The following is a 12,582-nucleotide window of genomic DNA, read 5'->3' on the forward strand; positions in this document are numbered from 1 at the left end:
TCTGGTCATAGGCGCGGAATTCGCCAAAATACTTGGTGATCGCCGCCGTCAGCGTCGTCTTGCCGTGGTCAACATGGCCGATCGTGCCGATGTTGACGTGCGGTTTGTTCCGTTCAAACTTTGCCTTTGCCATCTGGGCCTCCTGGATCAGCGGGGCATGGCTGAGACGGCCCCGGAATTGACGTGCGCCGCGATGTATAAGCCGCAGGCGGGGAAATCAAGGGCCGGAACGCGCGGGGCAAAGGGAATGGGACTTGGGGAATGTGGGGCGGTGTCATCGGACGCATGCCCCTTAAGCGCCTGTGCCGTGCGGCGGGGGAACCGGGGGGCGGAACCGCGGGGGCATGGTCGCCGTTTTCAGCCGAGACAGACGGATAACAGGTCCGCTGCGCAATTCTGGAGAGGTCTTTCCCATGAGCCTGATGAAAAGTCTGACCAAGGTCGCCGCCGGTGTGATGCTTGCCAAGGGAATCGGCACGATGATGAACAACCAGCAGGGCGGCAGGCCGTCGGGCCGCAGCGGCGGCGGCGGTTTGCTGGACAACCTTCTGGGCAATAACAGCAGCGGCGGCTCGGGTCTGGGCGGCAGCACGGGCGGCGGGTTGTCGGGCGGCGGGCTGCAGCAGATGCTGGGCCGGGCGCTTGGCGGCGGTGGCATGTCCGGCTCGGGCGGCTCGGGGCGTGGATCGCTTGGCGGGCTGCTGGACAGTCTGGGCGGACAGCGTGGTGGAGCGACGACCGGCAGCACGTCGGGTGGCGGGCTGGGACAGATGCTGGGCGGGCTTCTGGGCGGCGCTGCGGCGGGCCGTGCGGTCGGCCATCTGGCGCGAAAGGATTCGCAGCCCAGCAATCAGGCCAGCTTTGGCGCGCTCTTTGACGATGCGCTGGCCCATGACGGCGAGCCGCAGACTGCGCCCACGCCGGAACAGAACGAGATGGCCGGGCTGATGCTGCGCGCAATGATCCAGGCGGCCAAGTCGGACGGCACCATCGACGATGCGGAACGTCAGCGCCTGATGGGCCATCTGGGCGACGATCTGGACGAGGAGGAACGTCAGTTCATCCGCGACCAGATGGCCGCACCGGTCGATGCGGCAGCGCTGGCCCGCGAGATCCCCGAGGGGATGGAGCGGCAGGTCTATCTGATGTCGCTGCTGGCCATCGATTTCGACAGCGAGGCCGAGGCGCGCTATCTGAACGAACTGGCCGGAGCGATGAAGCTTGACCGGGCGGCGGTGAACGACATTCACCGCGAAGCGGGGGTGATGCCGCTGTACAATGCCTGATCCCGGGGAAAGGCAGGGGGGCCAGCCCCCCATCGCCTGACGGCGATTCCCCCCGGGATATTTCCCGCCAAGATGAAGGGGTGCGGTTTTCCGTCTCCGTGCGGGTCTGGGGTGCCGGGGCTGTTGACCCGGGCGGGGGAAGCCGTTAAGGCAGCGCAATCGTCACCGGTGCGCCCTGTTTTTTCGCGAATCGGTGATCATCAGTCGGGCCGCCACCCACCGGGGCGGCCTGATGTCATTTTTTACGGTCCGATGCTGGCGCCGCATGGTGCGCCGTCAGCCTCTCGACTGGAACTCCCCGCAAGAGGGATGTCGTTACATGCAAAGCCAGAATATCCGGATCCGGCTGAAGGCGTTCGACTATCGTGTGCTGGATGCCAGCACCCAAGAGATCGTCAATACCGCCAAGCGCACCGGCGCGACCGTTCGCGGCCCCATTCCGCTGCCGAACAAGATCGAGAAATTCACCGTCCTTCGCGGTCCGCACATCGACAAGAAGTCGCGCGACCAGTGGGAAATCCGCACGCACAAGCGTCTGCTGGACATCGTCGATCCGACCCCCCAGACCGTTGACGCCCTCATGAAGCTCGACCTCGCCGCCGGCGTGGATGTCGAGATCAAAGTCTGAGGAGCGAAATCATGTTGCGTACTGGTATCATCGCCAAAAAGCTGGGCATGACGCGTCTGTTCCTCGAGGATGGCCGTCAGGTTCCCGTCACCGTTCTGCAGATGGACGGCCTTCAGGTCATCGCACAGCGCACCGCTGCGACCGACGGATACACCGCCGTCCAGCTGGGCGCAGGCACGGCCAAGGTCAAGCGCACGACCGCCGCGATGCGCGGTCACTTTGCCAAGGCCTCGGTCGCGCCCAAGCGCAAGATCGTGGAATTCCGCGTGGCCGAAGAAAACCTGATCAATGTCGGTGAGGAAATCACCGCGGATCATTATTTTGCTGGTCAGTTCGTGGACATCGCGGGCATCTCGATCGGTAAGGGCTTTGCGGGCGCCATGAAGCGTCACAACTTTGGCGGTCTTCGCGCCTCGCACGGTGTGTCGGTCAGCCACCGTTCGCACGGTTCGACCGGTCAGTGTCAGGATCCGGGCAAGGTCTTCAAGGGCAAGAAGATGGCCGGCCATCTGGGCGCCGTCCGCGTGACGACGCAGAACCTGCAGGTCGTGCGTACCGATGCCGACCGTGGTCTGATCATGGTCAAGGGTTCGGTTCCCGGTTCCAAGGGTGGCTGGGTCACGGTCAAGGACGCGGTCAAGAAAGCCTCGCCCGAGAACCTGATCTATCCGGCAGCCCTGCGCTCGGCCGCCAATGAAGCCAAGCGTATGGCCGAAGAGGCCGCTGCCGCTGCCGCGGCCGAGGAAGAGGCTGCCCGCGAGGAGGCCGCCCGTCTGGCCGCCGAGCAGGAAGCTGCCGCGCTGGCCGAGGCCGAAGCTTCGATCAAGTCGGACAAGGACGCAGCCGATCCGAATGCGGATCCGGTGGCCGAAGACGACGCCGCGCCGGAAGGAGACAAGCAATGAAACTTGATGTGATCAAGCTGGATAGCGGCGCTGCCGGGTCGATCGACCTGTCGGACGACGTCTTTGGTCTGGAACCGCGCGGCGACATCCTGCAGCGCGTCGTGCGCTGGCAGCATGCCAAGGCGCAGGCCGGCACCCATTCGGTGCTTGGCCGGTCCGAGGTCAGCTATTCGACCAAGAAGATCTATCGCCAGAAGGGCACCGGCGGCGCACGCCACGGGTCCCGCAAGGCGCCGATCTTCCGCAAGGGCGGCGTCTACAAAGGCCCGACCCCGCGGTCGCATGCCTTCGATCTGCCGAAAAAGGTCCGTGCTCTGGGTCTGCGTCATGCGCTGTCGGCGAAAGCCACGGCGGGCGAGCTGGTGATCATCGAGGATCTGAACCTCGCCGATGCCAAGACCGCCGCCGTCGCCAAGGCCGTTCGCGAGAATGGCTGGAAGCGCGTGCTGGTCATCGACGGTGCCGAAGTGAACGAGAACTTTGCCCGTGCCGCGCGCAACATCGAAGGCGTGGATATCCTGCCGTCGATGGGCGCCAACGTCTATGACATCCTCAAGCGTGACACCTTGGTCATCACGCGCGCCGGTGTCGAAGCTCTGGAGGCTCGTCTGAAATGAGCGCGAAAGCTGAACATTACGACGTGATCGTCAAGCCGATCATCACCGAGAAAGCCACCATGACGTCCGAGAACAACGGCGTCGTGTTTCAGGTGGCGAAATCGGCCAACAAGCCGCAGATCAAGCAGGCCGTCGAGGCTCTGTTCGGCGTCAAGGTGAAGGCGGTCAACACCACCATCACCAAAGGCAAGACCAAGCGCTTTCGCGGCCAGCCCGGCCGTCGCAGCGACGTCAAGAAAGCCTATGTGACGCTGGAAGCTGGCAGCAGCATCGACGTTTCGACCGGCCTCTGATAACCGGACGCGATCTGGCAGCCCCGGCCTTGTCCGGGGCTGCCGCATTTGACTGAAACGGACCACCTCGGTCCAAAGCAACGGAAGACAGAAAGATGGCATTGAAGTCGTATAAACCGACGACGCCTGGCCAGCGTGGGCTGGTTCTGATCGACCGTTCGGAGCTTTGGAAAGGACGCCCCGTCAAGACCCTCACCGAGGGCCTGACCAAGAAGGGCGGCCGGAACAATACCGGACGGATCACCATGCGCCGCAAAGGCGGTGGCGCGAAACGCCTGTATCGCATCGTCGATTTCAAGCGCACCAAGTTCGACATGGCAGCGGTCGTCGAGCGGATCGAATACGATCCCAACCGCACCGCCTTTATCGCACTGGTGAAATACGAAGACGGCGAGCAGGCCTATATCCTGGCGCCGCAGCGTCTGGCGATCGGTGACAAGATCATCGCCGGCGCCAAGGTCGACGTGAAGCCGGGCAACGCCATGCCCTTCAGCGGCATGCCGATCGGCACGATCGTCCACAATGTCGAGCTGAAGGCCGGCAAGGGTGGTCAGATCGCGCGTTCGGCTGGCACCTATGCCCAGTTCGTCGGTCGCGATGGCGGCTATGCCCAGATCCGCCTGTCCTCGGGCGAGCTGCGTCTGGTCCGTCAGGAATGCATGGCCACCATCGGTGCCGTGTCGAATGCCGACCATTCTAACCAGAACCTCGGCAAGGCCGGTCGCAACCGCCACAAGGGCATCCGCCCAAGCGTTCGCGGCGTCGCCATGAACCCGATCGACCACCCGCATGGTGGTGGTGAGGGTCGCACGTCGGGTGGCCGCACGCCGGTCACGCCCTGGGGTAAAGACACCAAGGGCAAGAAGACCCGCAGCAACAAGGCGACCGACAAGTATATCTTGCGTTCGCGCCACGCGAAAAAGAAGGGGCGTTGATCCATGGCACGTTCTGTTTGGAAAGGCCCCTTTGTTGACGCCTATGTGCTCAAGAAAGCGGAAAAGGTTAAGGAATCCGGCAAGTCCGAGGTCATCAAGATCTGGTCGCGTCGTTCCACGATCCTGCCGCAATTCGTCGGTCTCACCTTTGCTGTCTATAACGGGCACAAGCATATCCCGGTGAATGTCAGCGAAGAGATGATCGGTCAGAAATTCGGCGAATACTCGCCCACGCGCACCTATTACGGGCACGCGGCCGACAAGAAAGCGAAGAGGAAGTAATCGCCATGGGTAAGGAAAACAATCCGCGCCGCGTGGCGGAGAACGAGGCCTTCGCCAAGACGAAGATGCTTCGCACCTCGCCGCAGAAACTGAACCTGGTCGCACAGCTGATCCGGGGCAAAAAGGTCGACAAAGCTTTGTCGGACCTGACCTTCTCGCACAAGCGCATCGCTGGTGACGTGAAGAAATGCCTGCAATCGGCCATCGCGAATGCCGAGAACAACCACGGTCTGGACGTCGACAATCTGGTCGTCGCCGAGGCCTGGGTCGGCAAGAACCTGGTGATGAAGCGTGGCCGTCCGCGGGCACGTGGCCGCTTCGGCAAGATCATGAAGCCGTTTTCGGAAATCACCATCAAGGTGCGCCAAGTCGAGGAGCAAGCATAATGGGTCAGAAGGTCAATCCGATCGGCATGCGTCTTCAGGTCAACCGCACCTGGGACAGCCGCTGGTACGCCGACGACAAGGACTATGGCAATCTGCTGCTTGAAGACCTGAAGATCCGGGACTTCATCCACAAGGAAGCCAAGCAGGCCGGCATCAGCCGCGTCATCATCGAGCGTCCCCACAAGAAGTGCCGCGTGACCATTCACGCAGCACGCCCCGGTGTGATCATCGGCAAGAAGGGCGCGGATATCGAAACCCTGCGCAAGAAGCTGGCGAACTTTACCGACAGCGAGCTGCACCTGAACATCGTCGAAGTGCGCAAGCCCGACGTCGATGCGCAGCTGGTCGCCGAATCGATCGCCCAGCAGCTGGAGCGTCGGGTGTCCTTCCGCCGCGCCATGAAGCGCTCGGTCCAGAACGCGATGCGCATGGGGGCCCTGGGCATCCGCGTGAACGTCGCGGGTCGTCTTGGCGGTGCCGAGATTGCACGGACCGAATGGTATCGCGAAGGTCGTGTGCCGCTGCACACGCTGCGCGCCGATATTGATTATGCACTGTCCAAAGCCACGACCCCGTACGGGATCATCGGTGTGAAGGTGTGGATCTTCAAGGGCGAGATCATGGAACATGATCCCCAAGCCCATGATCGCCGCACTGCCGAGGCTCAGGAAGGTCCCGCGCCCCGTGGCCCGCGCCGCGACGCCCGGTAAGGAGTAGAAAACATGCTGCAACCGAAACGGACCAAGTTCCGCAAACAGCACAAGGGCCGGATTCACGGCGAAGCCAAGGGCGGGTTCGACCTGAACTTTGGTTCCTTCGCCCTGAAAGCCACCGAGCCCGAGCGTGTGACCGCGCGGCAGATCGAAGCGGCCCGCCGCGCGATCACCCGCCACATGAAGCGTCAGGGCCGGGTCTGGATCCGGATATTCCCGGACGTTCCGGTCTCGTCCAAGCCCACCGAAGTGCGGATGGGTAAAGGCAAAGGCTCTGTCGATTTCTGGGCCGCCCGGGTTCACCCCGGCCGGATCATGTTCGAGATCGACGGCGTGAACGATGTTATTGCGCGTGAGGCCCTGCGACTTGGTGCGATGAAACTGCCGGTTCTGACCCGCATCGTCGCACGCGAAGACTGGTAATCGCGCCGCCTGTCCGCAGGCAGCCTGATGACCCCAAGACCCCGCCGGGCAGCCGGCGGGGTTTCCTTTTGCCGGGCCCCCGGGAAAAGGGTTGCAATCGGGCCTTCGGGCCTGTATGCGCAGGCCTTCATCACGAAACTCCACCGGAATCAGGGTGGCCCTGGCGACAGGGGCTCTCCGGTGATGTTGAAAGGAAGACGCGTCATGGACGCCAAAGAATTGCTGACGAAAACGCCCGACCAGCTGAAGGATCAGCTGGTTGCGCTGAAGAAAGAAGCCTTCAATCTGCGGTTCCAGCAGGCCACCGGCCAGCTGGAAAGCACCGCACGGATGCGTGTCGTCCGTCGCGAGGTTGCCCGTGTGAAGACGATTCTGAATCAGAAAGCGGCAGCTGCCGCGGCCTCGAACTAAGGAGCCCCGGTCATGCCCAAACGTATTCTGCAAGGCCGCGTCACCAGCGACAAGAACGAACAGACCATCACTGTTTCTGTCGAGCGCCGCTTCAAGCATCCCGTGCTGCACAAGATCGTGCGGTCGTCCAAGAAATACCGCGCGCATGACGCGCAGAACCAGTTCAAGATCGGTGATCTCGTTCGCATCGTCGAATGTGCCCCGATCTCGAAGACGAAACGCTGGACTGTCCTGACGGACGAAACGGCTTCGGCTTAAAAGTCCATCATCACAGATCAGAAATGATCGAAACCCTGGGGTCGGCGAGGCCGGTCCCCAAAGGTCGGGAGAAACCAAATGATCCAGATGCAGACCAATCTGGATGTTGCTGATAACTCGGGCGCTCGCCGGGTTCAGTGCATCAAGGTCCTGGGTGGTTCGCACCGTCGCTATGCGTCGGTGGGCGACATCATCGTCGTGTCCGTCAAGGAAGCCATCCCTCGGGGCCGGGTGAAGAAGGGGGACGTCCGCAAGGCCGTCGTCGTTCGCACCGCCAAGGAAGTGAACCGTGAAGACGGCACCTCCATCCGCTTCGACCGCAACGCCGCCGTCATCCTGAACAATCAGGGCGAGCCGGTCGGTACCCGTATTTTCGGGCCGGTCGTGCGCGAACTGCGCGCGAAGAACTTCATGAAGATCATCTCGCTTGCGCCGGAGGTGCTGTAATGGCTGCCAAGCTGAAAAAAGGCGACAAGGTCGTCGTGCTGGCCGGCAAGGACAAGGGCAAGCAGGGTGAAATCACCTCTGTCATGCCCAAGGACAACAAGGCCATCGTGGACGGCGTAAATGTCGCCATCCGCCACACCAAGCAGTCCCAGAACAGCCAGGGCGGCCGCGTGGCGAAAGCCATGCCGATCGATCTGTCGAACCTGTCGCTGATGGACAAGGACGGCAAGGCAACCCGCGTCGGCTTCCGCATGGAAGACGGCGGCAAGGTCCGCTTTGCCAAGACCACGGGAGACGTGATCTGATGCTGGACGACGCAAAGTACACGCCCCGCCTGCGCGCGGTGTTCCAAGAGACGATCAAGGCCGCGCTGAAGGAAGAATTTAGCTATAAGAACGACATGCAGATCCCGCGTCTGGACAAAATCGTCCTGAACATGGGTGTCGGCGAAGCCGTGAAAGACACCAAGAAGGTCAAGCAGGCTGCTGATGAGCTGTCGTTGATCGCCGGTCAAAAGGCCATCATCACCTATGCCAAGAAGTCGATCGCCGGCTTCCGCGTGCGTGAAGAGATGCCGCTTGGCTGCAAGGTGACCCTGCGCGGCGACAAGATGTATGAATTTCTTGACCGCCTGATCAACATCGCACTGCCCCGCGTTCGCGACTTTCGCGGCGTGAAGCCGACCTCGTTCGATGGTCGCGGCAACTATGCGATGGGCCTGAAAGAACACATCGTGTTCCCGGAAATCAACTTCGACAAGGTCGACGAAGTTCTGGGGATGGACATCATCATCTGCACCAACGCGAAGACCGACGCGGAAGCGAAGTCGCTGTTGAAGCATTTCAACATGCCGTTCACCAGCTGATCGCGGAGGGAAAGAGATAATGGCAAAGAAATCCATGGTCGAGCGCGAGAAAAAGCGCGAGCGTCTTGTCAAGCAGTACGCCGCAAAGCGTTCTGAGTTGAACGAGGTCATCAAGGACCAGTCCCGCCCGATGGAAGAGCGGTTCAAGGCCACGCTGAAGCTGGCCGAACTGCCGCGCAATTCGTCGGCGACGCGCCTGCACAACCGGTGCCAACTGACCGGTCGTCCGCATGCGTATTACCGCAAACTGAAACTGTCGCGGATCATGCTGCGCGAGCTCGGCTCGCTCGGTCAGATCCCCGGCCTGGTCAAGTCCAGCTGGTAAGGGGGCACACAAGATGATGAACGATCCTCTCGGCGATATGCTGACCCGCATCCGCAATGCGCAGATGCGTGGCAAATCGACCGTCCGCACCCCCGCTTCCAAGCTTCGTGCCTGGGTTCTGGATGTGCTGAAAACCGAAGGTTACATCCGCGGCTACGAGGAAGTGACCACGACCGAAGGCCACAAAGAGCTGGAAATCGGTCTGAAATATCATGACGGCAGCCCGGTTATCCGCGAGCTGTCGCGTGTCTCCAAGCCTGGCCGCCGCGTGTATACCGGCGTCAAGGAAATCCCGCAGGTCCGTCAGGGTCTGGGCGTCTCGATCGTCTCGACTCCTAAGGGCGTCATGTCGGATGCAGCGGCTCGCACTGCCAATGTCGGCGGCGAAGTCCTCTGCACCGTGTTCTAAGGAGGGCAAGATGTCTCGTATTGGTAAGAAGCCGGTCGAACTGCCCAAGGGCGTGACGGCCGAGATCAAAGGTCAGACCATCGAAGTGAAGGGCCCGAAAGGCGCCCGCAGCTTTACGGCGACCGATGATGTGGATCTGGTGCTGGAAGACGGTTTCGTCGCGGTCAAGCCGCGCGGAACGTCCAAACGTGCGCGCCAGCAATGGGGGATGTCCCGCTCGATGATCGAGAACCTGACCGTGGGCGTGTCCACCGGGTTCAAGAAAGAGCTGGAAATCCAGGGCGTGGGTTACCGCGCCACCATGCAGGGCAAGGACCTGAAACTGGCCCTTGGCTATTCGCATGACGTGATCTTCGCGGTGCCCGAGGGCGTCACGGTCTCGTCTCCGAAGCAGACCGAAATCGTTGTGGAAGGCATGGACCAGCAGCTTGTTGGCCAGGTCGCAGCGAACATCCGCGAGTGGCGCAAGCCCGAGCCGTATAAAGGCAAGGGCATCCGCTACAAGGGCGAGTTCGTCTTCCGCAAGGAAGGCAAGAAGAAGTAAGGGGCGCATGAAATGGCACTGAAAAAGCAAGAGCTGTTCCAGAAGCGCCGCCTGCGCGTTCGGAACAAGCTGCGCGCGATGTCGAATGGACGTCCGCGCATGTCGATCCACCGGTCTTCGAAGAATATCTTCGTGCAGGTGATCGACGACCTCAAAGGCGTGACCCTGGCTTCGGCCAGCACGCTGGAGAAAGACCTGGGCCTGATCGGCAAGAACAATGTCGAGGCTGCGGCCAAGATCGGTTCGACCATCGCCGAGCGTGCGAAAGCCGCTGGCGTGGAAGAAGTCGTGTTCGACCGTGGCGGTTTCATCTTTCACGGCAAGGTCAAGGCTTTGGCCGACGCCGCCCGTGAGGGTGGTCTGAAGTTCTGATCCTGTGGGCGGCGGTTCCGCCGCCCCGATGATCCGGGGGCCTGCCTTTTGCGAAAGGCGGCCCACCGCGATCGACATCACCGGCGCAGCGCGCGCCCGCGTATAAGGAATGCCTCATGGCAGAACGTGACAACAATCGCCGGGGCGGTCGCAACGACCGCGACGAAAACCCGGAATTCCAGGACCGCTTGGTTGCCATCAACCGTGTGTCCAAAACCGTCAAGGGCGGCAAGCGCTTTGGCTTTGCAGCTCTGGTCGTCGTGGGCGATCAGCGCGGCCGCGTCGGTTTCGGCAAGGGCAAGGCCAAAGAGGTCCCCGAGGCGATCCGCAAGGCGACCGAGCAGGCCAAGCGCGGCCTGATCCGCGTGCCGCTGCGCGACGGCCGCACCCTGCACCATGACATCGAAGGTCGTCATGGCGCCGGCAAGGTGATCATGCGCACGGCCGTTCCGGGTACCGGCATCATCGCAGGCGGCCCGATGCGTGCCGTGTTCGAGATGCTGGGCGTTCAGGACGTCGTGGCCAAGTCGCAGGGGTCGCAGAACCCCTACAACATGATCCGCGCCACCATCGACGGTCTGAAAAAGGAATCGAGCCCCCGTTCGGTCGCGCAGCGTCGCGGCAAGAAAGTGGCCGACATCCTGCCCTCGACGTCGAACTCGTCCGACAAGCCGGCTGAAGCCGCTGTCGAAACCGTCGACGCGTAAGGAGAACGTCTTATGGCAACCATCGTCGTCAAGCAGATCGGGTCTCCGATCCGCCGTCCGGCCATTCAGCGCGCGACGCTGAAAGGTCTGGGCCTGAACAAGATGAACCGCACGCGCGAGCTGGAGGACACTCCATCGGTGCGCGGCATGGTCAACAAGATCTCGCATCTTGTAACGATCATCGAAGAAAAGAAGTGATCTGACCGGGGCGCTGCGGCGCCCCGTTTCATTTGGAAAGGGCCGGGATGACGATCCCGGCCCTTTCGCATGTCATCTGCCCCGTGGCTGGGCATCCGGGTCATTGCCGCGCGATAGGGTATCGCGCATAACCATGGGTTGCCATAGGTTGGTCCTCAGCATGACCGACGCATGATGGCCCTTGATGATCCGATCCGCCTTGATCCTGATGCTGCTGCCCCTGACGGCTGTCGCCGGGCCTTGGCCGCGCGAGGCGGGTCAGACCTTTCTGTCGATCTCGGCCGAGCGCGATCGGCAGGGCAGCCGCTATACCGGGCTTTACGGCGAATACGGGCTTTCCGCGCGCGTGACCCTTGGGCTCGAACTGGGCCGCACCGATCTGGGTGAGGCCAGCGCGGTGATCTGGGCGCAGCGGGCGCTGGATGATGGGACCGGGCCGAACCGGTTCAGCCTGTCCAGCGGGCTGGGCGCGATCCGCCGCGACGGTCAGATGCGGCCGGTGGCGCAGGGTGCTTTGGCCTGGGGGAGGGGCTTTGACCACCAGTTGGGGCAGGGCTGGATGACCGGGCAGGTTCTGATCCGTGTGACCGGAGGGATGGATGCGGCGCAACAGTCCCCGGCCTTTCGCATCACCGACAGCACGATCAAGACCGACCTGACCCTTGGCCTGCGGCCCACCGACCGGCTGATGGTGATCAACAGCCTGTGGCTGGAGGCGCCGCGAGAGGGGCAGGGGACGGCCAAGCTGGCCTCGTCGGTGGTCGTCGATCCCGGTGGGCCGGTGATGATCGAGCTGGGGCTGGTTCAGCCCCTGCACGGTCCTGCCGAACGGTCGGTCAGGCTGGGTGGCTGGCTGGAATTCTAGCCGCCGCCGCAGGCATAGACCGCGCCGCCGACCGCGACCACGCTGACCGCCGCACCCGCGATCACTGCAGGGGCCGAGGCGACTGCCGCCGCCGCCCCGCCGATCGAGCCAAGCGCGCTGCTGATGGTCGCCGCCGAGCCTGACAGAATCACCGCGCCGGATTTCGATCCGGCCACCGTCTCGACCCCCTGAAAGCTGCGCCGCGCCGCAGCCCCGGCGATGGCGACCGAGGCATCGCGGGTACGGTTCACGCGCTGGCAGACGCCCGAGGGCTGTTCGCAGCGGCCATAGGCATCGCGCGGCCCCAGATCATAACCGATGACCGATTCGCTGTCCTCGTCATGGCGCAGACAAAAGGGGCCACGCTCTTCGTCGTTCAGTTCGGGTGTCAGGCTGCGCAGGACCACATAGCTGGGGCAGGCCTCGCCCCGGCCGACCCGGGCGGCCAGCTGTTCGCGGCGGGAATAATTCTCGGACAGGCGCGCCTCGGCCTTGTCAAAGCCCATCACCACGTCGCGGTTGTTGATGCGCGCCGTGCAGAAGGTCGGCTCGGCATCCTGCGCCAGCGCGGGGGCTGCGGGGGCTGTCAGCAGGGCAATGGCAAGACAAAGGGGTCGGAACATGGGCGGGGCCTTCGGGATCGGTGCTCGCCTTGCAGTAGCAAGCGGCGCGCCGCACTCAAGACACAAGGGTGTGTAGGGGGATGATTGCGC

Annotated in this window: 24 protein-coding genes; 22 read left to right on the forward strand and 2 right to left on the reverse strand. The window is 62.7% G+C overall.

Translation table 11 applies throughout. The features are described 5' to 3' along the window. A partial coding sequence (locus EG885_RS10275; RefSeq protein ID WP_242679605.1) for a GTP-binding protein occupies positions 1-133 on the reverse strand: 133 nt, incomplete at its 3' end. Positions 134-413: 280 nt separating this feature from the next. On the opposite strand from EG885_RS10275, the gene EG885_RS10280 reads away from it, so the two are divergent. The 22 genes from EG885_RS10280 to EG885_RS10385 all read left to right on the forward strand — a co-directional run bounded on the left by EG885_RS10280 (position 414) and on the right by EG885_RS10385 (position 11,869). After that, entirely contained in the window at positions 414-1,286 is an 873-nt protein-coding gene (locus EG885_RS10280) for a DUF533 domain-containing protein (RefSeq protein ID WP_131574396.1), read from the forward strand. A 319-nt stretch (positions 1,287-1,605) separates the two neighbouring features. Continuing rightward, the gene (rpsJ, locus tag EG885_RS10285) at positions 1,606-1,914 is read left to right on the forward strand and encodes a 30S ribosomal protein S10 (RefSeq protein WP_042247848.1); all 309 of its coding nucleotides are present in this window, start codon (positions 1,606-1,608) and stop codon (positions 1,912-1,914) included. Between the two features lie 11 nt (positions 1,915-1,925). Then, positions 1,926-2,819 (forward strand): 50S ribosomal protein L3, encoded by an 894-nt coding sequence (gene rplC, locus EG885_RS10290; RefSeq protein WP_131574397.1) that lies wholly within the window; start codon positions 1,926-1,928, stop codon positions 2,817-2,819. Next, positions 2,816-3,436 carry a 50S ribosomal protein L4 gene (rplD, locus tag EG885_RS10295; RefSeq protein WP_131574398.1) on the forward strand — a complete coding sequence of 207 codons (621 nt, stop codon included), beginning with the start codon at positions 2,816-2,818 and terminating at the stop codon, positions 3,434-3,436. The genes rplC and rplD overlap by 4 nt, the downstream gene beginning before the upstream one ends. After that, complete coding sequence (locus tag EG885_RS10300; RefSeq protein WP_131574399.1) at positions 3,433-3,729, forward strand: 50S ribosomal protein L23; 297 nt, start codon at positions 3,433-3,435, stop codon at positions 3,727-3,729. Before rplD ends, EG885_RS10300 begins: the two co-directional genes overlap by 4 nt. Before the next feature lie 95 nt (positions 3,730-3,824). After that, positions 3,825-4,664, forward strand: a complete 840-nt coding sequence (rplB, locus tag EG885_RS10305) for a 50S ribosomal protein L2 (protein ID WP_131574400.1) — start codon at positions 3,825-3,827, stop codon at positions 4,662-4,664. Between the two features lie 3 nt (positions 4,665-4,667). After that, complete coding sequence (gene rpsS, locus EG885_RS10310; protein WP_131574401.1) at positions 4,668-4,946, forward strand: 30S ribosomal protein S19; 279 nt, start codon at positions 4,668-4,670, stop codon at positions 4,944-4,946. A 5-nt stretch (positions 4,947-4,951) separates the two neighbouring features. After that, entirely contained in the window at positions 4,952-5,332 is a 381-nt protein-coding gene (rplV, locus tag EG885_RS10315) for a 50S ribosomal protein L22 (RefSeq protein WP_131574402.1), read from the forward strand. Then, positions 5,332-6,042 carry a 30S ribosomal protein S3 gene (rpsC, locus tag EG885_RS10320; RefSeq protein ID WP_131574403.1) on the forward strand — a complete coding sequence of 237 codons (711 nt, stop codon included), beginning with the start codon at positions 5,332-5,334 and terminating at the stop codon, positions 6,040-6,042. Before rplV ends, rpsC begins: the two co-directional genes overlap by 1 nt. Before the next feature lie 12 nt (positions 6,043-6,054). Next, positions 6,055-6,468 carry a 50S ribosomal protein L16 gene (gene rplP / locus EG885_RS10325; RefSeq protein ID WP_042247870.1) on the forward strand — a complete coding sequence of 138 codons (414 nt, stop codon included), beginning with the start codon at positions 6,055-6,057 and terminating at the stop codon, positions 6,466-6,468. A gap of 204 nt (positions 6,469-6,672) precedes the next feature. Further along, positions 6,673-6,879 (forward strand): 50S ribosomal protein L29, encoded by a 207-nt coding sequence (gene rpmC / locus EG885_RS10330; RefSeq protein WP_131574404.1) that lies wholly within the window; start codon positions 6,673-6,675, stop codon positions 6,877-6,879. Between the two features lie 12 nt (positions 6,880-6,891). Continuing rightward, on the forward strand, positions 6,892-7,137 hold the full coding sequence (gene rpsQ / locus EG885_RS10335; RefSeq protein WP_131574405.1) for a 30S ribosomal protein S17: 246 nt from the start codon (positions 6,892-6,894) through the stop codon (positions 7,135-7,137). A gap of 78 nt (positions 7,138-7,215) precedes the next feature. After that, the gene (gene rplN / locus EG885_RS10340) at positions 7,216-7,584 is read left to right on the forward strand and encodes a 50S ribosomal protein L14 (protein ID WP_022708219.1); all 369 of its coding nucleotides are present in this window, start codon (positions 7,216-7,218) and stop codon (positions 7,582-7,584) included. After that, complete coding sequence (rplX, locus tag EG885_RS10345) at positions 7,584-7,889, forward strand: 50S ribosomal protein L24 (protein WP_131574406.1); 306 nt, start codon at positions 7,584-7,586, stop codon at positions 7,887-7,889. Before rplN ends, rplX begins: the two co-directional genes overlap by 1 nt. Continuing rightward, on the forward strand, positions 7,889-8,449 hold the full coding sequence (rplE, locus tag EG885_RS10350) for a 50S ribosomal protein L5 (RefSeq protein WP_131574407.1): 561 nt from the start codon (positions 7,889-7,891) through the stop codon (positions 8,447-8,449). Before rplX ends, rplE begins: the two co-directional genes overlap by 1 nt. Positions 8,450-8,468: 19 nt before the next feature. Beyond that, positions 8,469-8,774, forward strand: a complete 306-nt coding sequence (gene rpsN / locus EG885_RS10355) for a 30S ribosomal protein S14 (RefSeq protein WP_131574408.1) — start codon at positions 8,469-8,471, stop codon at positions 8,772-8,774. Positions 8,775-8,790: 16 nt separating this feature from the next. Further along, positions 8,791-9,183, forward strand: coding sequence for a 30S ribosomal protein S8 (rpsH, locus tag EG885_RS10360; protein WP_131574452.1), 393 nt, complete (start codon positions 8,791-8,793; stop codon positions 9,181-9,183). Positions 9,184-9,193: 10 nt separating this feature from the next. After that, positions 9,194-9,727: a 50S ribosomal protein L6 gene (gene rplF, locus EG885_RS10365; protein ID WP_131574409.1), complete on the forward strand. Its 534-nt coding sequence runs from the start codon at positions 9,194-9,196 to the stop codon at positions 9,725-9,727. A gap of 12 nt (positions 9,728-9,739) precedes the next feature. Beyond that, positions 9,740-10,099 carry a 50S ribosomal protein L18 gene (gene rplR, locus EG885_RS10370; protein ID WP_045982153.1) on the forward strand — a complete coding sequence of 120 codons (360 nt, stop codon included), beginning with the start codon at positions 9,740-9,742 and terminating at the stop codon, positions 10,097-10,099. A gap of 116 nt (positions 10,100-10,215) precedes the next feature. After that, entirely contained in the window at positions 10,216-10,806 is a 591-nt protein-coding gene (gene rpsE / locus EG885_RS10375; RefSeq protein ID WP_131574410.1) for a 30S ribosomal protein S5, read from the forward strand. 12 nt (positions 10,807-10,818) lie between these two features. Further along, positions 10,819-11,004, forward strand: coding sequence for a 50S ribosomal protein L30 (gene rpmD / locus EG885_RS10380; protein ID WP_131574411.1), 186 nt, complete (start codon positions 10,819-10,821; stop codon positions 11,002-11,004). 184 nt (positions 11,005-11,188) lie between these two features. Then, positions 11,189-11,869 (forward strand): hypothetical protein, encoded by a 681-nt coding sequence (locus EG885_RS10385; RefSeq protein ID WP_131574412.1) that lies wholly within the window; start codon positions 11,189-11,191, stop codon positions 11,867-11,869. Here EG885_RS10385 and EG885_RS10390 read toward each other — a convergent pair. Continuing rightward, positions 11,866-12,492 carry a hypothetical protein gene (locus EG885_RS10390; RefSeq protein WP_131574413.1) on the reverse strand — a complete coding sequence of 209 codons (627 nt, stop codon included), beginning with the start codon at positions 12,490-12,492 and terminating at the stop codon, positions 11,866-11,868. The two genes, EG885_RS10385 and EG885_RS10390, sit on opposite strands and share 4 nt — an antisense overlap. Positions 12,493-12,582 lie beyond the last annotated feature (90 nt).

The organism is Paracoccus nototheniae, from assembly GCF_004335005.1.
Classification (GTDB): Bacteria; Pseudomonadota; Alphaproteobacteria; order Rhodobacterales; family Rhodobacteraceae; genus Paracoccus; species Paracoccus nototheniae.

Bases quoted from the DNA above. Each gene is read 5' to 3' on its own strand.
- EG885_RS10280 (WP_131574396.1), top strand. From the start codon at position 414: ATGAGCCTGATGAAAAGTCTGACCAAGGTCGCCGCCGGTGTGATGCTT.
- rpsJ (WP_042247848.1), top strand. From the start codon at position 1,606: ATGCAAAGCCAGAATATCCGGATCCGGCTGAAGGCGTTCGACTATCGT.
- rplC (WP_131574397.1), top strand. From the start codon at position 1,926: ATGTTGCGTACTGGTATCATCGCCAAAAAGCTGGGCATGACGCGTCTG.
- rplD (WP_131574398.1), top strand. From the start codon at position 2,816: ATGAAACTTGATGTGATCAAGCTGGATAGCGGCGCTGCCGGGTCGATC.
- EG885_RS10300 (WP_131574399.1), top strand. From the start codon at position 3,433: ATGAGCGCGAAAGCTGAACATTACGACGTGATCGTCAAGCCGATCATC.
- rplB (WP_131574400.1), top strand. From the start codon at position 3,825: ATGGCATTGAAGTCGTATAAACCGACGACGCCTGGCCAGCGTGGGCTG.
- rpsS (WP_131574401.1), top strand. From the start codon at position 4,668: ATGGCACGTTCTGTTTGGAAAGGCCCCTTTGTTGACGCCTATGTGCTC.
- rplV (WP_131574402.1), top strand. From the start codon at position 4,952: ATGGGTAAGGAAAACAATCCGCGCCGCGTGGCGGAGAACGAGGCCTTC.
- rpsC (WP_131574403.1), top strand. From the start codon at position 5,332: ATGGGTCAGAAGGTCAATCCGATCGGCATGCGTCTTCAGGTCAACCGC.
- rplP (WP_042247870.1), top strand. From the start codon at position 6,055: ATGCTGCAACCGAAACGGACCAAGTTCCGCAAACAGCACAAGGGCCGG.
- rpmC (WP_131574404.1), top strand. From the start codon at position 6,673: ATGGACGCCAAAGAATTGCTGACGAAAACGCCCGACCAGCTGAAGGAT.
- rpsQ (WP_131574405.1), top strand. From the start codon at position 6,892: ATGCCCAAACGTATTCTGCAAGGCCGCGTCACCAGCGACAAGAACGAA.
- rplN (WP_022708219.1), top strand. From the start codon at position 7,216: ATGATCCAGATGCAGACCAATCTGGATGTTGCTGATAACTCGGGCGCT.
- rplX (WP_131574406.1), top strand. From the start codon at position 7,584: ATGGCTGCCAAGCTGAAAAAAGGCGACAAGGTCGTCGTGCTGGCCGGC.
- rplE (WP_131574407.1), top strand. From the start codon at position 7,889: ATGCTGGACGACGCAAAGTACACGCCCCGCCTGCGCGCGGTGTTCCAA.
- rpsN (WP_131574408.1), top strand. From the start codon at position 8,469: ATGGCAAAGAAATCCATGGTCGAGCGCGAGAAAAAGCGCGAGCGTCTT.
- rpsH (WP_131574452.1), top strand. From the start codon at position 8,791: ATGAACGATCCTCTCGGCGATATGCTGACCCGCATCCGCAATGCGCAG.
- rplF (WP_131574409.1), top strand. From the start codon at position 9,194: ATGTCTCGTATTGGTAAGAAGCCGGTCGAACTGCCCAAGGGCGTGACG.
- rplR (WP_045982153.1), top strand. From the start codon at position 9,740: ATGGCACTGAAAAAGCAAGAGCTGTTCCAGAAGCGCCGCCTGCGCGTT.
- rpsE (WP_131574410.1), top strand. From the start codon at position 10,216: ATGGCAGAACGTGACAACAATCGCCGGGGCGGTCGCAACGACCGCGAC.
- rpmD (WP_131574411.1), top strand. From the start codon at position 10,819: ATGGCAACCATCGTCGTCAAGCAGATCGGGTCTCCGATCCGCCGTCCG.
- EG885_RS10385 (WP_131574412.1), top strand. From the start codon at position 11,189: ATGATCCGATCCGCCTTGATCCTGATGCTGCTGCCCCTGACGGCTGTC.
- EG885_RS10390 (WP_131574413.1), bottom strand. From the start codon at position 12,492: ATGTTCCGACCCCTTTGTCTTGCCATTGCCCTGCTGACAGCCCCCGCA.